At 44.6% G+C, this 24271-nt stretch carries 17 protein-coding genes; 4 read left to right on the top strand and 13 right to left on the bottom strand.

Annotated elements, in window-relative coordinates; genetic code table 11:
• Window positions 1-78: 78 nt before the first annotated feature.
• From OB236_RS30255 to OB236_RS30220, 8 genes are all read right to left on the bottom strand, one after another.
• Window positions 79-1626, bottom strand: a complete 1548-nt coding sequence (locus tag OB236_RS30255) for an extracellular solute-binding protein (protein WP_262687279.1) — start codon at window positions 1624-1626, stop codon at window positions 79-81.
• A 23-nt stretch (window positions 1627-1649) separates the two neighbouring features.
• Window positions 1650-2561, bottom strand: coding sequence for a hypothetical protein (locus tag OB236_RS30250; RefSeq protein ID WP_262687278.1), 912 nt, complete (start codon window positions 2559-2561; stop codon window positions 1650-1652).
• Window positions 2562-2972: 411 nt separating this feature from the next.
• Complete coding sequence (locus tag OB236_RS30245; RefSeq protein ID WP_262687277.1) at window positions 2973-4193, bottom strand: mandelate racemase/muconate lactonizing enzyme family protein; 1221 nt, start codon at window positions 4191-4193, stop codon at window positions 2973-2975.
• A gap of 11 nt (window positions 4194-4204) precedes the next feature.
• On the bottom strand, window positions 4205-4828 hold the full coding sequence (locus tag OB236_RS30240) for an SGNH/GDSL hydrolase family protein (protein ID WP_262687276.1): 624 nt from the start codon (window positions 4826-4828) through the stop codon (window positions 4205-4207).
• 38 nt (window positions 4829-4866) lie between these two features.
• Window positions 4867-5922: a tartrate dehydrogenase gene (locus OB236_RS30235; RefSeq protein WP_262687275.1), complete on the bottom strand. Its 1056-nt coding sequence runs from the start codon at window positions 5920-5922 to the stop codon at window positions 4867-4869.
• Between the two features lie 292 nt (window positions 5923-6214).
• The gene (locus OB236_RS30230) at window positions 6215-7051 is read right to left on the bottom strand and encodes a carbohydrate ABC transporter permease (protein ID WP_262687274.1); all 837 of its coding nucleotides are present in this window, start codon (window positions 7049-7051) and stop codon (window positions 6215-6217) included.
• Window positions 7038-7937 carry a carbohydrate ABC transporter permease gene (locus OB236_RS30225; RefSeq protein WP_262687273.1) on the bottom strand — a complete coding sequence of 300 codons (900 nt, stop codon included), beginning with the start codon at window positions 7935-7937 and terminating at the stop codon, window positions 7038-7040. The genes OB236_RS30230 and OB236_RS30225 overlap by 14 nt, the downstream gene beginning before the upstream one ends.
• 11 nt (window positions 7938-7948) lie before the next feature.
• Window positions 7949-9274 (bottom strand): ABC transporter substrate-binding protein, encoded by a 1326-nt coding sequence (locus OB236_RS30220; RefSeq protein WP_262687272.1) that lies wholly within the window; start codon window positions 9272-9274, stop codon window positions 7949-7951.
• A gap of 364 nt (window positions 9275-9638) precedes the next feature.
• On the opposite strand from OB236_RS30220, the gene OB236_RS30215 reads away from it, so the two are divergent.
• Window positions 9639-11768, top strand: a complete 2130-nt coding sequence (locus tag OB236_RS30215; protein WP_262687270.1) for a beta-galactosidase — start codon at window positions 9639-9641, stop codon at window positions 11766-11768.
• Between the two features lie 71 nt (window positions 11769-11839).
• On the opposite strand, the gene OB236_RS30210 is transcribed toward OB236_RS30215, so the two are convergent.
• On the bottom strand, window positions 11840-13384 hold the full coding sequence (locus OB236_RS30210) for a response regulator transcription factor (RefSeq protein WP_262687269.1): 1545 nt from the start codon (window positions 13382-13384) through the stop codon (window positions 11840-11842).
• A gap of 17 nt (window positions 13385-13401) precedes the next feature.
• Window positions 13402-15165, bottom strand: coding sequence for a sensor histidine kinase (locus OB236_RS30205; RefSeq protein WP_262687268.1), 1764 nt, complete (start codon window positions 15163-15165; stop codon window positions 13402-13404).
• 275 nt (window positions 15166-15440) lie between these two features.
• On the opposite strand from OB236_RS30205, the gene yhbH reads away from it, so the two are divergent.
• From yhbH to uraA, 3 genes are all read left to right on the top strand, one after another.
• Window positions 15441-16601 carry a sporulation protein YhbH gene (gene yhbH / locus OB236_RS30200; RefSeq protein WP_076234467.1) on the top strand — a complete coding sequence of 387 codons (1161 nt, stop codon included), beginning with the start codon at window positions 15441-15443 and terminating at the stop codon, window positions 16599-16601.
• Window positions 16598-18031: a SpoVR family protein gene (locus OB236_RS30195; protein WP_262687267.1), complete on the top strand. Its 1434-nt coding sequence runs from the start codon at window positions 16598-16600 to the stop codon at window positions 18029-18031. Before yhbH ends, OB236_RS30195 begins: the two co-directional genes overlap by 4 nt.
• Before the next feature lie 233 nt (window positions 18032-18264).
• Window positions 18265-19539, top strand: coding sequence for a uracil permease (gene uraA / locus OB236_RS30190; protein ID WP_262687266.1), 1275 nt, complete (start codon window positions 18265-18267; stop codon window positions 19537-19539).
• A 103-nt stretch (window positions 19540-19642) separates the two neighbouring features.
• Here uraA and OB236_RS30185 read toward each other — a convergent pair whose 3' ends face one another.
• The 3 genes from OB236_RS30185 to OB236_RS30175 all read right to left on the bottom strand — a co-directional run bounded on the left by OB236_RS30185 (window position 19643) and on the right by OB236_RS30175 (window position 24265).
• A complete protein-coding gene (locus OB236_RS30185) occupies window positions 19643-20212 on the bottom strand; it encodes a Uma2 family endonuclease (protein ID WP_262687265.1) in 570 nt (189 codons plus the stop codon).
• Window positions 20213-20300: 88 nt separating this feature from the next.
• Window positions 20301-21581: a DNA methyltransferase gene (locus OB236_RS30180; protein ID WP_262687264.1), complete on the bottom strand. Its 1281-nt coding sequence runs from the start codon at window positions 21579-21581 to the stop codon at window positions 20301-20303.
• A 146-nt stretch (window positions 21582-21727) separates the two neighbouring features.
• Window positions 21728-24265 carry a putative bifunctional diguanylate cyclase/phosphodiesterase gene (locus OB236_RS30175; protein ID WP_262687262.1) on the bottom strand — a complete coding sequence of 846 codons (2538 nt, stop codon included), beginning with the start codon at window positions 24263-24265 and terminating at the stop codon, window positions 21728-21730.
• Between the last annotated feature and the right edge of the window lie 6 nt (window positions 24266-24271).

Below are 24271 nucleotides of genomic sequence, written 5' to 3'. Positions count from 1 at the left end.
GTTGATTTATGAAGGTTTGCCGCTTGTGCTTTCAATGCATCTACCGCCTTTCTAAGAGGAAACGACATCTGAACAGACTTATTTACCTTTGTCAGGATCAGCCTGGTATTCTTTATTCAGCTCTTCAAGTACCTTGTCGCCGCCTGCCTTCTGCCAGCTTTCAAGCGCTGCCTGCCATCCCTTCTCATCAAGCTCACCCATTATATATTTAACACGGGCATCATTTATAATTTTATCCAGTTGGGTACGCTTCTGATCGTACGTAGCAGAGCTATAGGCAGCAGCAGGGTTCACTACAAAAATATTTGAAACGGCTGCAGCCTCTTTTTTCGCTGCTTTAAATTTGGCCGTATATTTATCCAGTGTACCCTCCATAGCCAGGGAGCCATCGGAAATCTGCATGGCCTGCTGCATCTGGATCACTTCCGCTGCATATTTGGCAGCTTGCTCAGGCGTGCGATCCGCTTTGCCATCCTTTACAGAGTAATGAACGCCTTCAATTCCCCACTCGAAGATATTTTGTCCTTCTTTGGTAGATAGCTTGTCAAAGTATTGAAGGATTTTCCTTACCTCGGCTTCGGTTTTGACGGATTGCTTCGGAATGACGAAACTGCCCGACATCCCGGTGTCCATCAGCAGCTTGGTGCCATTTACACCTTTTAGAAGGCTTGAGGTATCCATTTCGGCTGCCGGATTGATCTTGAACAGCTCCGAATGGCGGGAAATGAAATCATTGTCTCCCATACGGAAGCCGAAGAGACCTTTATTGCCGTTATCAATATTTTGTACCCGTTCGGTGATCGCAAAGTCCTGATTGATCAGTTTTTCCTGATACAATCGTTTGTACCAGTTCATCGCATCTACAAAAGCTTTGCTTTCATGGGCCGGTACGACTTTGTTGTCCTTGATTTCCCATACGTTGCCGCCGCCAGTTGCTGCGAGAATGAATTTGAAGCCACGAATACTTTTCTCTTCGGCGAGACCGATTGTATCATTTTTGCCATTGCCATCCGGGTCCTTAGTTGCGAAGGCCTTGATAACTTCATACATTTCATTCAATGTAGTCGGAGGCTTCATACCGAGCTTATTGAGCCAATCCGTACGATAAATCATCCCATCACCAACGAGCGAACGGGCGCGATTGATCCCATAGTATTTCCCACCGACAGCCGAGCTTTTCAGAACCTGCGGATTCAATGCTTTTTCCAAATTCGGAAAATCCTTAAGCAATGGTCCAATTTCCCAAAATTGTCCGGTTCTCATCGCATTTTTTATATTTGACGGCATCGGTGTACTGACAAGCAAAACCATTGGCAGCTGACCGGAAGCTATTGTGGCATTGACCTTCTCGTCGTAAGTACCGTTAGGGACCCATTGAATTTGCAAATCGGTATTGGTCAGTTTTTTGACAGCGGAAATGATTGGATCGTTATCCTTGGGAGGCTCCGATAGAACAGATAAATTCATCATCGAGATAGTGAACGGCTTTTCATCTCCTGCAGGTGTAGTTCCTTTCTTGCTGTCTGTTGCTGCGGGACTTGGACTGCTGCAGCCGGCTAATGCGGTTGTAACAAGCAGGCTTCCGGCAAGTACGAGCATAGACTTCGATTTCCATTGAATAGACATATGATAACCCCCTCTTAATATGGTTAAACCGATTGACCGTCTCTCCCTTTCTTGCCTACATCCAATTGATCCTTCAAGGTGTCCTGATCGATTTCTCCTGTGAAGTAAGCGCTTGCGCTTTGTAAATAACCATACCCCATTTTCACAGCATGAGCATACTGGCTGGTAGGCTCTGCCGCAAAAGCCGCTGTCAGCTCTTCCTGAGAAGGCTTTGCGCCTTGACGAAGCGCTTGAGATAGTTGAATAATAGCGTCCTCTTCATTATAAAAGTTCGTATCCTCGATAAATCGTTTGACTTTATCCGGGTCCGGGGTCAATACGGCTTCTGCATAACGATCCAGATGAATCGTTTGCTCCTGGTGCTTGGCATGCAGCTTATCGAACCAATTATCGATATGTTCAGTATCCGGGACAAACGTCTGCAGTTCAAGAAGCTGGCGCTGCCAAATAAAGCGGAACGTATCTGCTGCTGCATGGACATTAATGGCGCCCGAACCCTTCAGACTCTCCATGTTGATCTCAAAATGTGCCTTTTGATAAGGGAATGGCGTATTGTTATTGTTTTCATATAATCTGTGGAAAATAAATGCATCATGATAGATGCTGCAGTCCGTAGGGAACTGTCTGGATTCCGGCTCGGCTTCACGAAATACCACCTTCATCTGACGATCGGCTGCACGATGGCACAACCAGCCCAGCACAAAAGCCAGCTTATAGCCTAAATTGTCCTCCTCCTTCCTTGCATCCCAATTCGTCCGATATTTATCCAACAGCGCGACTGTAAATTTATCTCCAGAACGGGTTACACTGCCGAATTGTGAAAACTGGATATGGTCGCGACCTGCTTCTTTGAAGGCTTTACAAATGTGTTCCGCTGCAAACATCATATTAAAGCAATCTTCTACAACCGCTGTATGGGTTACGTTCTCTGACATGTCTCATCCTCCATTATATTCGTATGTGGGTACAGGCTTATTTCACTCTTGGCAGGTGGTGAACGGTTCCATAAACCGATCATTGTCCATATGTCCTCCTTGCGAATCAGACCAGTATACACATCCTTTTCTTTGTTGGTCTGAGCATAGCATCGGAACTCCATAACTGGATACAATCAATACAAAGCCATTTGCTCTAATACCTGCAAACAGCACTGCAGCAAGCTTTTGCATACCGAAACAATCATCAGCAATTCTCTCGATAATCATAAGAAATCACGATGTGCAGCAAGGATTAGATAAAAAAACCTCCTATGCTAGTATTGGTTACCCACTCGGGTGTTGGCCAATGCCTATCATAAGAGGTGCAAGCGAAGTTCGTGTCAAGCACGAGCCTCTTGAAGGTTTCCTTTAAACGACAAGCGCTTTACGAAGCACTTTATCAACGACTTTAACATCCATACCAAGACCAGGAGCTGTAGGTGCTCGAAAAACACCATCTTTCACTTCCATGTGCGGCGTGAATAAATAATCAGTCACTTTGACTCCCGCTTTATCTTCCTGAAACTTCCCTATGTTCGGAATGTACGAAGCAAAATGCAGCATATAGATGTACCCATACCCACCGCTAATGTGAGGCGTAACCGGTATGCCCTTTAAAGCTGCCATTCTGGCAACACGTGTATTTCTGATAAATCCCCCGTTATACTGTAAATCCGGCTGTACCACCTGTGCGGCATCATTATCGATAATCCAGCGGAACCGTCTTATACTTGTTTCCTGTTCACCGAAAGCAAGAGGAATATGCAGCGCGTCTGCGACCTCCTTGGTATCTTCAAGATGCTCGAAAGGGCAAGGCTCTTCATAAAAGAAAGCACCAATTTCTTCCAGTATTTTCCCGTATTCGATTGCGACTTGAGGATCATAGGAACCATTACCATCGGCATGTATGGTAAAATCGTCTCCGAACGTTTTACGCGTTAAATAAATCAGCGATTCGGAGCGTCCCTGAATGGAATCGGCATTCTTGCTCATCCGGCCGCCTACCTTGAATTTAACTGCTCTTGCTCCAGTTTCCGCGACCTTCTGCTGCAGCACTTCAATTTCCTCTTCAGGCGTAGTGCCCCTGTTACCGCTTGCTACATAAATAGGTATCTCATTGCGAATAACGCCTCCAAGTAAATCCCCGATGGGCTTGCCGATTATTCGGCCCATCATATCCAGCAGACTCGCTTCCACCCATGAAATGCAGCACCACAAAGCAAGTCCGGACAGCTTATAGTTGCTTTGATAAACATATACGCCGTCCAGGAGCTTTTCCAAATCTCTGGCATCCTTGCCTATAAAGTAAGGGATGATCAGCTGCTTGAGCAAAGGGTACAGGTAAGCTGCACGTTCACTTGCCACAGCTACGCCTTCTGAGCCATCCTTCGACCTTGTGCGCAGGAAGTATAAGCCGTTATTAAACAACAGTTCCATGGACTCTATGATTAATGGAGAGGTGATACCTTCCACATTCAGTACGGTAGAATTCGCCGCTTCCTCCAATTCCGCAGTGCTGACATTACTTTGTGCCTGGGTAAGGGAGCTGTCCAAATGCAAATAAGATAAATCGTGATAAGTGTTTACCATGTCTGTTCCTCCTAAAATTTTTGTTCTGCAAATTTGGCATGTAAATAACCGGTAATAAAAGCTGCCTGCAGCTTCCGAACCTCATCTGTATAATGCACGTGATCACAGAATGCTGTTTCGCCAAACTTGCGGCTGAAACCGTACAAATCAAGGATGGAGAGCCCGCGCTCCCGCATAATCGCATCCGCAGCAGCATTATAGTCCAGAACATCCGAATGAAAACGATGGAAATTTCGGGATCTCGCATTGTGGATAGGATCAATGACATCGGTTGTCCGAATCCAGACGAAGGAATTCGACATCTTGCATGCCTTATCCACAATTTCGGATATATTGTGGCGATATTGCTCGAGTGAAATCTGCTTGCTACCGGTTACAAGATCAGTTTTGATGTCGTGAAGTCCGCAGTTCAAGAGCAGAATGTCATACTTCGTACCCAAGGCTTCTAACGATTCCAAATACGCCAATACCATACTGCTATCTCCGCCGTTAGCGCCAAGCGGCTGATCCAGATCGATCATCGCTTGAGCGTCGCCTCGCTTGCGGTCATAACCCAAATCGCCCTCCAATTGCTCTTTTAAATAAGGACCGTATTGAATCGAAATGCTGTCCCCAATAACGAAAATGCTCCTCATTTCTGCAGCCTCCCCTATTGACAGTTCTACATAGCCACTTATTGCTTGAGCCGTTTACATATTTCGGATGTGACCTCTGTCGTTGTTGAAGTCCCGCCGATATCACGGGTTTTGATACCGGAGTCGGTTACATCCTCTACCACTTTCAACAGCTTATCCGCCATCTCGTGCTCCCCAAAGTGCTCCAGCATCAGCTTCGCTGTCCAAATCTGCCCAATCGGATTCGCCAAATTTTGACCCTGAATATCCGGTGCTGAACCATGGACAGGCTCGAACATCGACGGATACTTGCCGTTGAGGTTAATATTCGCGGCAGGGGCAATCCCGATGCTTCCCATAATCGCGGCGCCAATGTCGGTCAGGATATCCCCGAACAAATTGCTGGCTACAACGACATCAAATACATGAGGCTTGGTTACAAAAAATGCCGCAAGCGCATCAATGTGAGTCGATGTTGTTTGCACATCCGGATAATCACGACTTACCTCTTTAAAAACACCGTCCCAAAAAGGCATCGTATGTACAATACCGTTCGATTTCGTGGCACTGGTTACATGCCCTCTGCGCTTTTGTGCCAGCTCAAACGCATAGCGCATCGCTCTTTCGGTTCCTTTTCTGGAGAAAACAGCGCTTTGGATGGCCAGCTCATCTTCTCCTTTATGAATGCGCCCGCCGATTTCACTATATTCACCCTCACTGTTTTCTCTCACAACCAGAAGGTCAAACTCATTAGGTTTAAGCAGCGGAGACTCCAATCCGCGGAAGTATTTGGCCGGTCGTATATTAATGACCTGCTCAAATTCACGGCGAATTTTGATCAAGAGTCCCCACAGTGATATATGGTCAGGCACACGTGTCGGATCACCCACCGCTCCAAGGAAGATCGCCTCGAAGCCCTGTAACGTTTGCAAACCATCATCCGGCATCATCTTTCCATGCTCCATATAATAATCGCAGCTCCAAGGGAAGCTTGTATAAGTAAAAGAAATGCCTCCATGTGCTTCAGCCAAAGTGTGAAGCACCTCCAGCGCAGCCGGCACAACCTCCTTACCTATACCATCACCTGGAATTACCGCAAGCTCGAATTTTTTCATCCTCTTCACAACTCCTCATGACAATTTTCACTGCTTGGCTTCCTCGCAGCCCTCCTGCTGAGTGCGGTTCTCTGCTCATTTTATTGTAATACAGGAAGCGATTACATGATATAATCTTTGGCTTACATCTTGTAAAACCTTGCTCCATAAGGACTAGAGCTAGCGATAATCATTAGCAAGCACTTCAATAATCATCATATTCCATTCATTTTCAGTCCATCCATCACAAAAAAACAGGATTCATCCCCGATATTCCCGAGATAATCCTGTCTCTGGTCCATCATTCATCGAATCAGCTTTTGACACCACCCGTTGAAATTCCCTGGATAATGCTCCTTTGCATGAAAAAATAAACGATCACGAGCGGTACAATAGATAACAAATAAGAAGCGAATGCCAAGTTCCATTGTGAGCTATACATGCCATAAAACATATATTGCGCGAGCGGAATCGTTTTGGTACTGGCGCTTTGCAGAGTAAGCAGCGGAAAAAGGAAGTCATTCCATACCCACAGCGTATTAAGAATAATAAGAGTGGAGGTTACATTCTTCACCATCGGAAAAACAATCCGCCAATAAAGCGTGCTGGGCGAGCAGCCATCGATCACCGCTGATTCCATAATTTCGTGAGGCATGGCTCTAATAAAGCCCACATACAAAAATACGGCAAAGGGAACACCACGACCAATATAGGCGAGGGATAATCCCATCAAAGAGTCAACCAGGTTCAAGTCCTTCATCAGTTTGATTAATGGGCTTAACGTCATATAAAAAGGAATTAATAATCCGCACACAAACACATAGTACAAATATTGATAGCCTTTGGCTTTGCGCTTGGCGATCGTAAATGAACACATACCGGATATTAAAGCTATACCAACCACACTGACCAGGGTAAGCACAAATGTATTCATAAAGGCTACTTCAAAATGCATTAATTCCCAAACTTTTTTGAAATTATCGAATTGAAACACATGAGGCAAACCAAGTGGATTCATCATCGTTTCCTGAGGTGATTTCAAAGATTGCGTGAACATGATATAAAACGGAATCAAATAAATAGCGGCTGCAATGATCAGTACGGCTTCATAAATGGTCTTCTTTATTTCATTCCGTTTAATAAATGACATCTTCTTCCCTCTTTCTCAGAAATTTGAGCTGAATCAACGTGATGATGATAATGATCAAAAAAAGTATGACTCCCATCGTCGTTCCATAACCCGCACGGAAATATTCGAACGACTCACGATAAATCGTTAATGAGATGATCTCACTGGAATTACCCGGTCCACCCTGCGTGAGCGAGAACAATAAGTCAAATTCCTTGAACCCTCTCTCCAGTGTTAAGACCATATTGACTGTAAATGCCGGTGCAATTAAAGGAAAGGTGATGTAGCGGAACTTCTTCCAGCCCGTTGCCCCATCCAGCTCGGAGGCTTCGTAGATTTCCGTGGGAATGCCTTGCAAAGCCGCAATATAAATAACCATATTCCAGCCCGCCATTTTCCAGACACTGACGAACACAGCTGCATACAAGGCCGTATTAGCGCTTCCCAATAAGTTATTGCCCATCACTTCGATATGGAGCAGCTGGCCTAACAGGGCGATAGGCTCTGTAAACAAGTAATTCCATAAATAACCTACCATCAGAGAGCTTAATAGCACAGGAATAAAAATGACCGTGCGCAGCATGTTTTTTGTTTTCAGCTTTTTATTCAGCGCCAGCGCCAGCACGAGTGAAACCACATTTTGTACAATCGTCAGCACAAATGCAAAAATAAACGAGTTTTTAAGCGGTGTCAGCACATAAAAATCAGTAAAAAAAGTCACATAGTTTTGGAATCCGATAAAATGATATCCCGGATCCACGCCATTCCAATCTGTGAGGCTGTAATAAATACCGCCCAATACCGGATAAAACAAAAAGATCGAAAATAGAACGAGCGCAGGTATGATCATATAAAAATATTGGAAGGCTTCCTTGGAAGGAAGCCATTTGCGGTTTGCTGAATCCATATTTCACCTCATTATTTTGACTTTTCTCGCATCTCCATAAATTCCTTTTTAAACTCCGGAGTTGCATTCAGCAGTCTTTGGTGCTCCATTTCCATCCGATCCAGCACCATCTTCAAATCTACACCAGACATCCAATCCTGTGTTGCCTTCTTCATAATTTCTTTAATGCCTGGAATCCACTCACGTTCGGAAAATCCAACATAATTTCCTTTATCCAGAATGGGAATCACATTATCCAGGCTCTTGTCAAAACTCGTCATCGTACCTTTTACAGACGAGATCGTGCTGACATTTTTGGCCAACAAATTGCCTGATTCAACTGTGAACATTTCATTAAGAAACGCCAGTGCAGCCTCCGGGTACTTGGTTTTGCTTGAAATGGAGATCGCATTGTTATAATCGGAGATCGCAACGTTATCCTTCGCATCCTCTACCCATGGCGTTGGTGCCATTACGAAATTCTGATTAGGATTCAACGTGCGAATGGAAATAATATTATAGGACCCGCCAAAATAGAAGGCCGCTTCCTCTTTAGCAAATCTCTTAAACGCTCCATCCGGGTCCAAACCTAATAAATCCTTATTCGCATACTTGAGAAGCTTGCCGTAATCGCGGAACAAATCCTGAAATTCCTGACCATTCCACTTTTTGGTACCATCCAGCGTTTCTTTATAGAAATCCGGGTTTTTGCCGCTGATAACTTGATGCAGGTAGCCGAAGTTGAATTGTGTCGCCCCGCTGCCATCCTTCGCCGGAATGACGATCGGCGCAGCCAGTCCATTTTTCTGCATCGTCTCACAAGCTGCCAGGAACTCGCTTAACGTTTTGGGAATCTCGGTGACACCATATTTTTTGGCTACATCCATACTCATGAAAATACCAAAGAAATCCTGCTGCGAAGGGAACGCGTATGTCTTGCCTTCATACACATTGAGCTTCTTTTTGATCGGCTTAATCTTATCCTCAAAGCCTTTATTCGATAAATCCATCAAATGCCCGCCCTTGGCATACAGCTGGATTTGTGTGCCCCATTGATAAGTCATAATATCCGGCGGGTCGCCCGCAGCCAATTTGGAAGCCATTGCGGCATTAAATGCGGCAACACCGGGGATCGCTGTTATCTCTACCGTGTAGCCAGGATTGTTTTTCTCAAAATTTTTAACATACACATTCATCGTATCCACATTTTCTGCCTGCAGCGTAGCCAGCTTTAATGTTTTGATCGGTACTGCCGCCTGTGGCTTACTCTCACCGGGACCCGCTGTTCCAGCACCTCCTGAGCAGCCTGTCATGATGGCGAGAATGATGACGACGATCATACAAATAAGTTTTTTCATATCCTAAGCCTCCCTTGTATTTGTAACTCCACCTTTAGCTTATAACGTTTAAGAAAAGATAAACAGGTAAGCGCTTTTATATGATTGCTATTCAATTGTTGGATTATCAACGAAGGCTGCCCATCGTGGAGTAAAAATATAAAATATTTAGGTGAATTGGATAAAGCGCTTTCTAAATGACTGAAGCCACGTATCGAATCGACCAAAAATAGTCTCCTTTTCATTGAATACGATCTCATAGTCGTGGATGACCTAAAGAATCGGTACTTTTTTTCCTAAAAGCGCTTATCTGTGTGTCCGTCCAAAATCATTATATAATGAGTGCGGAAATACCAATATAAGAAAAAATCTGGGAGGTACGTACATGACATTGCAACCGCTTTCGAATCCGCATCAACAGCAGAAGAGCACCGAACGCAGCCATGAAATTCATTTTGGCTCTGTTTATTTTCGCAAGACCAATCCCCCGCGTAAAGACTGGGAACGCGATTATGCAGTTGCCGCAGAAGACGGACATACAATGTTCCGCCATTGGTTCCCTTGGGCTGCCATCGAGATTGCACCTGGTGTGTACGACTGGGAGGAATTCGATACCCATCTGGATTTGGCCGCCAAATATAATATCGATACCATTATTGCCGAGCACTTGTTAATATTTCCCGAATGGCTGCGTACCAAGTATCCACATACCCTCTCGGAAACACGTCAGGGCTTCCCGAGGCAGAGCATGATGAGCGTCAGCTGCGCAGTCGGCGGTCAATACGGCGTGTCTCTCAATCACCCCGAAATTGAAGCAGAAGCGGAAAAATTTCTGCGTACGCTGGCTCGGCGCTACCGTAATCATCCGGGCTTGTACGGCTATAACATTTGGAATGAAAGCAGCTTTCACCACGCTGATAATCTCAGCTATGACCCTGGCACTCAGCAGCGCTTCAGGGAATGGCTGCAGCACAAGTACGGCAATATCGAGACGCTGGCCAAGTCCTGGTTCCGTTACAGCCTAACAAGCTGGGAGGACGTGGAGCTGCCGCGAAAAATCGAATCGTATCCCGATGTATATGACGCGATAGACTTTATGGGGGATAACGCCAACTACTGGATGAAATGGAGAGCAAGAATTCTTAGGGAAGAAGATCCGAATCACCTGATCGTAGCCCACGGCAATGGAAAAAGCTTCTCCGACATTGTTACCTGCTGCGGTGATGATTGGCGCGCTGCTGATGTCGTCGATACGTTCGGCTACACGTATTGGTACGCCAATGACTGCAACCTGTTTCTGGCCGGCGACATCATTCGTTCAGCATCGAAGGGCAAGCAGTTTTGGCGGGCGGAGGCTGTTGGTGACTCGGACTGGAAAGGTCGTACCGCCAACGACGCTCCGCAGTATAAGAAGGATGAGATGTCAGAACCGGAAAATATTAGGCTCGATTGCCTGATTTCGTTTGCAACGGGTGCCCGTGCTTATCTCAATCCGCGCTTTCGACCGCTGCTGGATGGGCCGCTTGTCGGCGCGTATGGCTGGTATGGTATGGACGGCAGCCGCACGGCTCGTTCAGAGATGGCGTCATCGTTAGCCAAGTGGGCGCTCGATCCGAACACTGCACCGCTCTGGAAAGCCAAGCCGTTGAAGGGCGAGCTCGCCATCCTGCTGATCGAGGATTCGCAGGCATTCTGCTATGCCACTTATGGCAGTACCGACCAGTATGCGCTTAGCTTGCAGGGCGCCTATGAAGCTTTCCTGCAATCGAATATTCAATGCGATGTTATCAAGATCGATCAGATCGACGATTATTCCATGCTGTATGTGCCCTATCCGATTGCGATAAGCGATGCGGTCATGGCCAAGCTGCAGACATGGGTCGAACAAGGAGGCTGCCTCGTTAGCGAAGCCTGCTTCGGTTATTTCACCAACCTTGGTCATGCCAAGGAGAGTCAGCCTAATCGCGGCTTTAGCGAAGTATTTGGCTGCGAGCAGCAATCCATATCGCTCGGTCCTGACCGCTGGAACGATTTGAGCTTAAAAGTTGAGGAAGGTACCTTAGGTGGCGCAATTTATCGCCAATCTTATACAGCACAGGCCGGAACAGCCACAGCCTGGTTCGATAATGGCGATGCTGCCGTCATCGATCACCGCTATGGTCAAGGCCGCACAAGGCTTGTTGGCTCGGTACCGGGCTATGCATACAAGCAAAGACCTACAGAAGAAAGCAGACAATGGTTTGCCTCCTTGCTTCCATTTGCCGATAAAAAGCCACTTGTTCGTGTAGATCAGCCTGATATGGTTGCCAGACTTTGCCAAGGCGAGGATGGCTATTACCTATGGGTGATCAACCTGCAGGAGCAGCAGCGCAGTGTAACGGTAACCTTTGACAACGATCGTGTCCATTATGAACAAGCCACAGCCTTTTATGGCAATTCCGTAGATAGTGGCGTTGAACAAGTCATTACTGCGACCGTTGGTGGTCGTGATTCCACTATTATCAAGCTGAGCTAGACAACGATCCCGCAAAAAATCCCGTCAATGATCGCTCTGCTTCATGCGATTGCCGACGGGATTTTCTTTGGTTAGTCATGCTCATTGTCTCTCACAAAATCCTTTGGTGTGAAGCCCTCCGTCTTTTTAAATACGGCGCTAAAGTAATGCGGGTTCTTAAAGCCGATCATCGGCGCGATGTCCTTTACTTTATATTGATGCGACAACAGCAGCTTCTTGGCATGGTTCATTCTGACCTGGAGTAAATAGTCCTGAAAATTAATATTCAAAACCTCTTTAAACATTAAACTCAAATAACTTGGATTGTAATGCTGCAGGACTGCCAAATCCTCAAGCTTGATATCCTCAGCATAATGATCATCTATATACTCTTTTACTTTTAAAATGGATTGATTCATCGAATAGCCGCTGCGCCCGCGAGTAATATTAATAATTTTCATGTACAGCTCCATAATCACATCCAGCATTTCCCGTGACGAAGAAAAGCCGTATACATCCCTGGCATAATGGTTAATGTCATCCTCCAGCTCAAGGTCAAAATCCTCCGTTGCGATCATCAGCAAATGATTATACAGGTTCTGTATACAACGCAAGGAAATTTTCAAGGCCCCAATCTCCGTATGGATATCGTTTAAGATGCTGGTAATGCTTTTCATGTTCTGAGTTTCAATGTGATGCTTCAGAAAGCTTTTGATCTGGGTCGGCAGCTTGAAAACATTTCTGAATTCCAGCGTGTCGGCGTAGCGAATAACCTGATTGTCATCCAGCAATACTCTGTGCTTCATACAAAAAATGGCTGCAAAAATGCAGGTGTGAATGCTTTGATGAAAGCCGCTTATGCCAAACGTGTATTGATAAATTCCTTTATGGAGCAGGTCCTCCTGAATTCTCTCGATGAAATTGGTAATATACTGCTCGTACTCATTTACTTGCTGCGGCGTCGGCATACAGATCAGGATCATAAATTCGTTGGGCTTGCGGCTGTAGCAAACCAGATTGTGATTAAGCTGCAGAAACAACGATTGGTTCAGGAGATGGTCAACTATATATTTTTCTTCCAAATGGATTTGTGGATCCATATAAAGCGCTATCGACTGGAAAGAGGCCCTTTCATTATAATTACTGAAAATCGCCTGCGGATTGGAGCCTTCATTTTGCAATATTTTCTCAATTTTGTTTTTAACCTCTGTCGAGCTTCCGACAAGCTCTAATTGTTCAATTTTGTCGCGTACCTGCTTTTCCTGCTCAATTGCCTCCATACATTTGGTAAAGGCTTGGTACAGGGCATATTTGTCGATAGGCTTCAGCAGATAATCGGTAACTTTCAGCTTGAGCGCCTTGGTTGCATATTGGAATTCGGTATAGCCGCTAATCACAATTGTTTTGATATGAGGAAATCGTTGGTGCACAATACGTATGAGTTCCAGACCATCCATGTCCTCCATCCGAATATCACATACGACAATATCAGGAACCATCTCGGTAATGATTTTTAGACCCTGCTCCGCATTGGCCGCTTCACCGATTTTCGTAAAAGGAAATCCACTTTTCTTGACCTTGCTAAGTATGCCTTCTCTTATCCATTCCTCGTCATCGATAATCACTATGGTATACACAGCCATCCGCTCCATTCCTATTCGTCCATGATGATAGGTAAGATCAGTTCTACTGTAGTTCCCGCATTGATCGTACTGCTGTAATGCAATCCATAACCAGATCCATAATAATTGACCAGCCGTTTATGCACATTCAGTATGCCGACAAACTCATTAGATTTTACATCCTGCTGTGAAGTGCTGATTTCATGCAGCTTGGAATCGATGTACGACAGTCTCTGCTGACTGATTCCACGACCGTTGTCCTTCACATATAAAATCAGACGATGATCCTGAACATAGCCGCCAACCGAGATCACTCCCTTGTAATTAATGTTTTTAAAACCATGCAAGACACAGTTTTCAACGATCGGCTGCAGAATGAATTTGAGTACCTTGTAATGCCTGAGCTGCTCGCTCACCTGTATTTCACAGATGATCTTGTCGCGAAAGCGAATTCGTTCTATCGTAAAGTAGGTAACTATTTGTTCCAGCTCTTCATATAAATGAACGGTGTTGCCTCCATGAATGTTATACCGGAACAGCTTGCCCAATGATTGTGCAATCGTCTGGATTTCCGGGACTTCTTTGACCTCGCCAATAGCTTCCATCGTCTGTAAGGTGTTATACAGAAAATGCGGCGTAATTTGAAATTGCAGTGCCTCCATTTTGGCTGATCTGGCCAGCAGCTTTTCGTCCGATATGTTGTTAATCAGCTTCTTAATTTCCGCGATCATCGTATTGAAGCCGCTGTACAGCTGCTTTAGCTCAAAATCGAGTCCTTTTTCATCCAGTACAATATCAAAATTGCTTCTGCGAACAAGCCTCATCGATTTAACGAAGTGGCGGATTGGCTTTAACAAATATCTGGAAAGAATAATCGCCAAAATAAAGGAACCGACGATGACCAGACTTGAGATCGACAACAAATAATTTCTGACCGTTTGAACGTTCATTAAATCACTCGATGAGTAGGAGGATGGCAAGTACATGACGATTGTCCAGCCCGACAGCTCTGAGGTTTCTGCAATCCGTCTCATCTTTGCTTTATCGATATTTTCTTTGCCTATACTTACAGCATGCAGGAGGGAGGCCTCTTTATCGACGATTTCGATTTGTTCATTTCCGGAAAAAGAATTGGTCGTATAAATGATATTATTCAATACTCTTACATCCGAAGTCACCGTTATATAGCCGATCACTTCATTGCTTTCCATTTTTCTCAAGCTGCGAATAACCCCGAATAATCGGGAAGGTTGGTTATGATCTACAGCATTGGGTGGGATGATGTAGCTGCCCTCGGTATTGATGGCTTGCTGGTTACTTTTCATCCAGTCCGTATATTTGAGATTGATCCCAAAATCATAATTATAATAAAGTCCGGTATAAATTTTTTCCACATCTTTACCATACAAATTAATACTCAGGCTATCTCTTATCGAGACAAAACTGAGTACCAGATTCGTGATATATTCCATGTCCCTCTGCTTTTGCTCCCAAGGGTAGCTATCTGACTGCCCCTCCAGCAAAATTCTCTGCACCTCGGGATTGCCGATCACAATCTTCGACACCCGATCCATGTCCTCCAGATAGCGGTCCATACTGTTGCTAATATTTTTGGTCACGTTGCGGTCATGCATTTCGTTTTGCGTATTGATATACTTGGTTGCCTGCAGGTAGAACATCACGCTTGTGATTGAAGTCGAAAAAATAATGACAATAAGAAAGGTCAATATAATTTTCAAAGAAAGCGTTTTCTTGAATTGCGGCATTTCTACACCAATAAATTTTCGCAATCGCATCAGCACCACCTATATGTCCTGCTACCCCCTATTATACCGGGATGCCATTTGATTTGACAATGAAATTACAAAGGTAGGATCTCCAACAACTTAAAATGATCCTTCTGCCCTATCACATATCCCCCACCTGCTTGAATATATTTAGTAACAGGCACTGTTTTCTCTTACCTTTTAAACTCAACCGATGCTTGTCTGACGCAGTAAAGTTTTCTGCGCATACTGGTCAGACTTACGAAGTAAATTGCGCTTCGCAATACTCTAAGGAGGTGTCCGTCATGACAGAGCCCTTGTTTACTGTATCCCGCGAGGATTGGTCCCTGCATCGCAAAGGCTATCAGGATCAAACCCGCCATCAACAAAAAGTACGTGAAGCCATCAAGCAGAACCTGCCTGACCTGGTTAGCGATGAGAGCATCATTATGTCCGATGGCAAGCAAATCATCAAAGTACCCATTCGCAGTCTCGACGAGTATCGCCTTCGTTATAACTACAACAAGAGCAAGCATGTCGGTCAGGGAGATGGAGATAGTCAGGTCGGAGACGTCTTAGGTGTGGACCCGACTCCTGCGAAAGGACCCGGCAAGGGTGAAGGTGCTGGCGATCAGCCTGGGGATGACTATTATGATGCGGAAGTTGAGATGGAAGAATTACAATCAATGCTCTTTGATGAACTGGAGCTTCCCAATCTACAACAGAAGGAAAAGGATGTGCTCACCTCCAAGGAAGTGATTTTTAACGATATCCGCAAAAAAGGGATCATGTCCAATATCGACAAGAAGCGGACCATCCTGGAAAATTTGCGGCGTAATGCGACAGCGGGCGACCCTGGCATTCACCATATCAATCCCGACGATCTTCGCTTTAAAACGTGGGACGAAAAGGTGACACCGCAATCGAACGCGCTGATTATCGCGATGATGGATACGTCCGGTTCTATGGGCTCCTTTGAAAAATATATGGCGCGCAGCTTCTTTTTTTGGATGACGCGCTTTTTGCGCACTAAATATGAGCATGTAGAGATTGTATTTATTGCTCATCATACCGAAGCCAAGGAGGTAACTGAAGAGGAATTTTTCACCAAAGGTGAGAGCGGCGGAACCATTTGCTCATCTGCTTATCAGCTGGCGATGGATATGATCGATCGTAGATACCCACCTTCCCGTTACAATATATATCCGTTCCACTTCTCGGATGGCGACAATCTGACCTCGGACAACGACCGCTGCGTAAGATTGATCGGCGAGCTGGTAGCACGATGCAATCTGTTCGGCTATGGGGAGGTCAATCAATATAATCGCAGCAGTACGCTGATGTCTGCCTATCGCAATATTCATAATCCGAAGTTTGTCCATTATGTAATCAAAGAGAAAAATGAGGTATATAAAGCGCTGCGCACCTTTTTCCCTAATGCCTCCGCCGGGAGGGCTGTGCAATGAATGGTACCGATATGCAGGATCTTCGGACGGCTATTGCTGAAATTACGGAGATTGCCACTGGATTCGGATTGGATTTCTACCCGATGCGCTATGAAATTTGTCCCGCGGACATCATCTACACCTTTGGCGCTTATGGTATGCCGACCCGCTTTAGCCATTGGAGCTTTGGAAAAACCTTTAACAAGATGAAGATGCAGTACGATTTTGGACTCAGTAAAATCTATGAGCTGGTCATTAATTCCGATCCTTGTTATGCCTTCCTGCTGGATGGCAATTCTTTAATTCAGAACAAGCTGATTGTGGCGCACGTACTGGCCCACTGCGATTTTTTCAAAAACAATATGCGCTTCTCCAAAACCAACCGCAACATGGTCGAAAGCATGTCTGCAACCGCTGAGCGTATCCGCCAGTATGAGGTCGAATACGGAACTGATGAGGTTGAGCGTTTTATCGATGCCGTGCTCGCTATTCAGGAGCATGTCGACCCGATTATTTCCAAGCCCTATGAGGCAGGGCGATACGGCGGCGGCAAGAACATGGAGCAATCCTCCGATCCGGACAATCGCGATCGCAAGCTGGGCTATGAGGATTTGTGGAATTTGGATCAGCCTCTCAAGGAGAAAGAAGCGCGGAACACAGAGCTGCCCAAGTTCCCACTCGCTCCTGAAAAGGACCTTGTGTTGTTTATCGAAGAGCATGCCCCGTACATGGCTCCATGGCAGCGCGACATCATGACCATGCTTCGAGATGAAATGTTGTACTTCTGGCCGCAGCTGGAAACGAAGATCATGAACGAAGGCTGGGCTTCGTATTGGCATCAGCGGATTTTGCGGGAGCTGGATCTTGGCGTAGAAGAAACCATTGAATACGCGAAGCTGAATTCATCCGTCGTGGTTCCTTCACAGCACAGCTTGAATCCATATTATTTAGGCTTGAAAATGTTCGAGGATATCGAGAAACGATGGGATCAGCCCACACAGGAGGAACGTGATCGTCTGGGCCGCAAGGGTGGCGAAGGTCGGCAAAAAATGTTCGATGTCCGCGAATATGACTCGGATATTTCGTTCGTCCGCAACTACATGACCAAGAAGCTGGTCGATGAGCTCGATCTGTACGTCTTCGAGAAAAAGGGGCCGGAGTGGAAAATAACCGATAAATCGTGGGAAAGCATCCGCGATCAGTTGATTTATTCCCGTGTTAACGGCGGCTTCCCCTACATCGTAGTCGAGGATGGAAATTATGACCGCAACGGGGAGCTATACTTAAAGCATGCTTACGAGGGCATGGAGCTGGATCTGAAGTATGTGGAAAGAACGATGCCTTACATTCAACAGCTATGGGGGAAAACCGTACATCTGGAGTCGATTGTCGAGGCAAAGCCTGTACTGTTCAGCTATGACGGGAAGAAGCACAACAGAAAATTTTTGTAAGATAAATCAAATATTGCAGCCAAATAAGTATGTCTAAATTGACGAAACTTACGTAGAGCAAAAAACATTAGCGTATTTTAGCTAATGTTTTTTGGCTTTTCCAATCCGCAAAGAAATATTTCCCATTGCTTTATTGCCGAATATATAGGGAAAATAGTAGAAAAAAAGAGTATCCTGCAAATCGAAATATGTTAAAATATCGTTCGGGAAGTTAAATAAAAGGAGGTCAAACTGTGTCACGCATCATTCAAGTTGATGAACGCCCGCCGCTCGGCGAAAGCATTCCGCTAAGTTTGCAGCATTTATTTGCTATGTTTGGCTCCACTGTGCTCGTACCTATTCTGTTTAAGGTCGACCCAGCCACCATCCTGTTGATGAACGGGATAGGGACTTTGCTTTACATTTATATGACCAAAGGAAAAATTCCTGCCTTCCTGGGCTCAAGCTTCGCCTTCCTGTCCCCAGTCTTTGTTGTATTGGGCTCTAAAGGCTATAGCTCGGCATTAGGCGGGTTTCTGGTTGTCGGTTTAATTTTTACTATCGTTGCTTTACTCATCCGTGCTGTCGGGACTCGATGGATTGACGTAATGTTTCCGCCTGCAGCCATGGGTGCCATTGTAGCCGTTATCGGACTGGAGCTGGTTCCAACAGCTGCCGGAATGGCTGGTTTTATCGCGCCAAGCGATGCCCCTGCTGCCTGGACACCGGACGGGACCACCGTGACGGTATCGATTTTCACTTTTGCAGTAGGAACTGTGGGTTCAGTCTTATTCCGCGGCATCTTTAGGGTCATTCCGATATTGATTGCCATTATCGCCGGATATGCGCTTGCTGCGGTGCTTGGATTGGTACATATCAGGGAAATAGTAGCGGCTGCTGATTGGTTCAAGCTCCCTACCTTCTACAGCCCAACGTTCGACTTAGCCAGCATCCTGATTATCGCTCCTGCAGCTCTGGTCGTTATCGCGGAGCATATTGGGCACTTGATCGTAACCGGAAACATGGTTGGCAAAGATTTATCCAAGGACCCCGGCCTCAGTAAATCATTACTTGGAAACGGTGTTTCTACGATGTTATCCTCCCTGGTAGGCTCTACGCCTAATACAACTTATGGCGAAAATATCGGCGTTATGGCGATCAGTCGTGTATATTCTGTTTGGGTTATCGGAGGGGCTGCGGTACTGGCCATAGTCCTGTCCTTCGTCGGTAAAATCTCGGCATTAATCCAGACCATTCCTACACCCGTAATGGGTGGCGTTTCACTGCTGCTATTTGGAGTTATCGCTGCTTCGGGGATCCGGATGCTGGTAGAAACAAAGGTCGACTATTCCAAGCCGATTAACCTCATACTAACAACAGTAGTGCTCGTTATCGGACTTAGCGGTGCGACTCTGAAATGGGGACAATTCGAGCTCAAAGGTATGGCTCTGGCTACCATAGTAACGATTTTACTCAGCTTATTCTTCAAGCTGCTGGAAACTCTTAACCTTTCCAATGAAAAAGTATAAGGAATACCTGACCTGTACAAAAAGGATCTGAGGATTTAATCCTTCAGATCCTTTAGATAATGAGATTGCTCAGCCACAGCTGTGAGCCCTCCTAATAAGCAAATTATTCCAAACTGAATAGCCTGTTCATGGGTACTTGCAAATCTTTAAAAACTAAAGAATGGATGGTATCCTGCTCTGCATACAAATTACGTATCGCGTAACTTCCATCCTGCAACGTGTACACATGAACCGTTTGATTTCCAGGATCGATAATCCAATATTCTTGTACACCATATTTCTGATATAGGTTAAACTTCTCATTAAAGTCCTTCAATGCGGTGGATGGTGATAGCACTTCGATGATCAAGGTCGGCGCACCCTGACAACCTTTCTTGGATATTTGCTCCTTGGAGCAAACAACCGAAAGATCGGGTTGAGTCACTTGATCGGGTAATTGGTAATCTTCGTGTTCACTGAAAAAAACATCAAATGGAGCTACAAACACATAGCAACTCCGATTCTGAAAGAACGTCCGTAGAGCAAAATGAAGCTCTCCAACAATAAATTGATGCAGCGGAGTCGGGGTCGGAGACATATTATAGGCTTTGCCATTAATTAACTCCCACGTTCCGTCCCATGTCAGCCAATCTTGAAACGTATGTAATTTCTTTTCGTCCGGATTTGACACCATGCTTGACCTCCTTTTGATTCTACAAATCACACTAAGCTAATCGTATCATGGTCAAGGGGATCGTTGCTAATGCACGCATTCATACTGCTTATATGCTGTAGTAATTTCCAAAAACATCCTTGATAATCGTATACTCAGCACCGTGCTGAATTTCATCAATCCATTGGTTACCGATGGAATCAATCAATTGTTGAATTCTCAATTGCAAGGCGTCCCAATCAAACAAATATTGATTTGTATTTTTATCGAATTCAACATGTTGAATTTGGTACAGAATCCACCTATACGGATCTTGTACGTCAAGGTAAATACCGTCATTTCCTAGTCTTGGCTTTGGCCGCGGCACAAGTACAACCTCTTGTTCACTGATACCTTTATCATCAATAAGCGGCATCGTATAATTGAAAGTTATTGATGCGTCCGTGAACAAATCGATATCGCTGGAAAATTTGATGGCATTGATGTTCTTAACCTTATCGCCTATAGCCGTATGTAATTCCTTGAGTTCAAATAAGGAAAATGGGATATTGGACTGTTTATTGTAGGTATCGCTATGGACTAAGCTATTATCAAAATGATCCACCACAAGATGCTCCTCAACAGCAATTCCGATTCCAGCTAATCTTTCCTTCGTTACCTTGATGGCGAGCTGACTGTTATCGCTGGCTATCCATCTTCGGTTCAGCTTCTCAGCGGCAATTAAAAAAGATCCACTCCCACAATAAAAATCACCAATTAATGCCCGTTCTTCCGTCGACATCTCAATAATTCTTTCCATGAGCTTTTCCGGCTTTTGCGAAGGGTAGAACGTATTTTCATCACCCAATGTTTCGTAAATGCCGATATCGTCCCACACCGATGGCACAAGAAGTCCATCTTTTTTCAAATAGTTATTCGTTTGACTATAAACAAACAGGCATTCATGGGACAAGCCAAACTGTGAATGGAAAGGTCTTGGGTTATTCTCCATTTTCCAGATAATCTCAGCAAGGAAATTGTGCCGGCCAAACTCTTGATCCAGCATCACTTTTACGTAATGACCTTCTTTTTGGTAAATTTGCAGTACAAACAAACCGGTTTCGCTGAGCAATTCCCTCGCTAATTGGATTCGTTTTAAATAATCCTTCATAAATAATTGTGAATCCAAATAATGACGCACACCTGCTAATTCGTCCCATGGATTAATTAAGTTGACCCCAAGCTTATCATTCGGCATGGAGAAGATCATTCCAGAGTTAAAGGGTCCATCGAAATAAATTAAATCAAACTTGCCTTTGTAGCCATCCTTTACTAATTGTTCCATGATGTACAGATTATCTCCCCGGAATAAGACCCGCTCAGGAGATAGCTCTTTTGGGACGACATGCATAATAACCTTCCTCCTATACGGTTTGCGAAGCCATATTGACTTCGTAAGCATAAGCTTGCTTGATAAATAAAGAACCTTCTATTGCGCATTTCAACAGAAATACGCAGAAAGAAGGCTTCGCATGGCAGATAAATGCCAGACATCGTTTAATTATTTTCCTCCCATGTAGGTTGTTTAAGTAAAGCTTGTATGCCTTCAACGGTTAGTGGCTTGCTAAAGTAGAAACCTTGGACCTCATTGCACTGCTGCTCTTCGAGGAAACGTAATTGCTCGACGGTTTCTACACCCTCTGCAATTACCTTCAACTTCAGGTTCCTCGCCATGACAATGATGGTTGTAATAATCTCCTGATTATCCGTTGTGTTTTTTATTTGATTGACAAACGACCTGTCTATCTTCAAGGTATCAATCGGAAATTTATTTAAATAGTTCAGGGACGAATAGCCGGTTCCAAAATCATCTATGGCTATTTTTATTCCTATCTTTTTCAAGGAAAGCAGCTTATTAATCACATACTCCTCGTTGTACATGGCTATGCTTTCTGTAATTTCCAGTTCAAGCAGCTCGGGCTCCAGTTCTGACGTTTGAAGGATGCTGCTGATCTTTTCCACCAGATTTTTTTGCTGGACTTGTCGAGCTGACAAATTAACGGATATCCTTAATTTAGGAAAACCCTGAACTTGCCAAAGTTTGGCTTGTTCGCAGGCAGTCTGTAGAATCCATTCTCCAATGGGCACAATTAATCCTGTTTCTTCAGCAATAGGAATAAATTCGACAGGAGAAATAAGACCGTGCTCGGGATGAATCCATCTGACCAGCGCCTCTAGCCCAACGATTTTCTTGGTTTCCAAATCAATTTGCGGCTGATAATACAGTATAAACTCATTACGTTCCAGAGCCTTTCTAATACCGTTCTCCAACACGGCTCTTCTGACTATGGCGTCTTCCATTTCACATGCATAAAACTGATAATTATTGCGTCCTTGTTCCTTGGCTCGGTACATAGCGATATCAGCATGCTTAACTAAGGTTTCCACACTATCCCCATTCTCAGGGAATAAGCTAATTCCAATACTAGGCGTAACCGATATTTCCTGGCCTTCGTAAAGCAGCGGTTGGGAAAGCAAAGTTGAAATCTGTTCAGCCTTCTCTGCAATCGTCTCCTGACTGTAGCCCAGTAAAAGCAAAATAAATTCATCTCCCCCTATGCGGGAGCCCAGTTCATTAGCCTTTAGCGTATGGGTAATTCGCTTGGAAGTTTCCTTCAGAAAGTAATCCCCTACAGAATGGCCGTACGTATCATTAATCCATTTAAATCGATCCAGATCGATAAATAATACGGCGATCGATGAATCGTGTTTGGCAGCAGATTCAATCCTTTTCTGGAACGTCTCACTAAATAAACGAAGGTTCGGTAAACCCGTCAAGAAATCGTAGTTCGCATGGAATTCAATTTCTTTATTTTTATTAACCAGTTCTTGAGTATTGGTCTGAAGATTCATCGACATCGTATTAACACGCTCTGATAATAAACCCAATTCATCATGTCGATCTATGGCAATTCTTGCATCAAAATTCCCTTCCGCAACTTCATTCACCTTGTGAAGAATGCGATTGATCGGTTTGACAATGTAACTCGCCAAAAGATAACCGATAATGGATACGGAAAACAGCACGAATAGAGAAATGATAATATTGTCTATTATTTCTTTATCGAGAATGTCCTCGATGACCCGATAGTCGGTTACAATCCCAACGATGTAAGGACTTGCAAGTGGTGTGGCGATCGGTACAAAGGTCTTGAACACTTTTTTCCCGTTAATGACCGAGATGACATTTTGCATTTTGCCTGTTTCAAAAGCCGTCTTGACCGTTTGGACATCCGTCTGATTCTTAAACGTATATTTGCCAAATTGTATATCTCTATTGACCAAATCAATATACTTTTGCCCGTTTACTTCTGTATATACGGGAGGTTGGCCAAAGGCTTTAGGATTAAAACCCGTAATTTCCAAAATGGCCTTATTGTTGCTCATGATTTTTTCCAAGGTCGATTCCGGCCCAAGAATTTGTGAGACATTTAATATCTCCGTAACCCTCATATAGGGACTGATGATATAATTGGTGGTTCCATCGTAATAATACCCCCATTTATCTACATGATCCGGATTGGAGGCAGATATATTAACAGGACCTGACCAATAATTGGGAAGCTTCTGTCCTTGGGAAACCGTTACATTCTTGGTAGCAAACAGTTCCTTGAAGGCATCAAACCAATACCCCCATTCCTTGGTGCTTAAATTACGTTCTTTAGGATCAGAGGAGCGTACGCCCTTAATATCATCCCCTTCCTGCTTTAGTAGGGTAATGTAAGAAACACCTATTTTTTCGGAAAGTACCTTTAGATCCTCATTCGTTACCTGATCAATGTCCGGATTAAGCGCATTCTGCGCGGCTAAAGAAGCTACACGCAATTGATCACCGATCAGATCTTCAACATACTGAGATCCAAATTGAGCTTGCTCGATGGATATGCCGATTTGTTTGGCCAGCTGATCCATCTGCATCTCTTGGTCCTTTTGCAAATTTTCTCTTGTAGAGATGAAGTGAAATAAATTGTTCAAAATCATTATGACGCTCACGACAATGATAAATATACCTGCCAGCTTCTTTTTTAGTGTCAAATCCAT

The organism is Paenibacillus baimaensis, from assembly GCF_025567575.1.
The sequence above is the reverse complement of the archived record's forward strand: the minus strand, read 5'-3'. Positions and strand labels throughout refer to the sequence as shown.

Bases quoted from the DNA above. Each gene is read 5' to 3' on its own strand.
- OB236_RS30235 (WP_262687275.1), bottom strand. From the start codon at position 5,922: ATGAAAAAATTCGAGCTTGCGGTAATTCCAGGTGATGGTATAGGTAAG.
- OB236_RS30240 (WP_262687276.1), bottom strand. From the start codon at position 4,828: ATGAGGAGCATTTTCGTTATTGGGGACAGCATTTCGATTCAATACGGT.
- OB236_RS30250 (WP_262687278.1), bottom strand. From the start codon at position 2,561: ATGTCAGAGAACGTAACCCATACAGCGGTTGTAGAAGATTGCTTTAAT.
- OB236_RS30205 (WP_262687268.1), bottom strand. From the start codon at position 15,165: ATGCGATTGCGAAAATTTATTGGTGTAGAAATGCCGCAATTCAAGAAA.
- yhbH (WP_076234467.1), top strand. From the start codon at position 15,441: ATGACAGAGCCCTTGTTTACTGTATCCCGCGAGGATTGGTCCCTGCAT.
- OB236_RS30180 (WP_262687264.1), bottom strand. From the start codon at position 21,581: ATGCATGTCGTCCCAAAAGAGCTATCTCCTGAGCGGGTCTTATTCCGG.
- OB236_RS30255 (WP_262687279.1), bottom strand. From the start codon at position 1,626: ATGTCTATTCAATGGAAATCGAAGTCTATGCTCGTACTTGCCGGAAGC.
- OB236_RS30245 (WP_262687277.1), bottom strand. From the start codon at position 4,193: ATGGTAAACACTTATCACGATTTATCTTATTTGCATTTGGACAGCTCC.
- OB236_RS30220 (WP_262687272.1), bottom strand. From the start codon at position 9,274: ATGAAAAAACTTATTTGTATGATCGTCGTCATCATTCTCGCCATCATG.
- OB236_RS30185 (WP_262687265.1), bottom strand. From the start codon at position 20,212: ATGGTGTCAAATCCGGACGAAAAGAAATTACATACGTTTCAAGATTGG.
- OB236_RS30195 (WP_262687267.1), top strand. From the start codon at position 16,598: ATGAATGGTACCGATATGCAGGATCTTCGGACGGCTATTGCTGAAATT.
- OB236_RS30230 (WP_262687274.1), bottom strand. From the start codon at position 7,051: ATGTCATTTATTAAACGGAATGAAATAAAGAAGACCATTTATGAAGCC.
- OB236_RS30215 (WP_262687270.1), top strand. From the start codon at position 9,639: ATGACATTGCAACCGCTTTCGAATCCGCATCAACAGCAGAAGAGCACC.
- OB236_RS30225 (WP_262687273.1), bottom strand. From the start codon at position 7,937: ATGGATTCAGCAAACCGCAAATGGCTTCCTTCCAAGGAAGCCTTCCAA.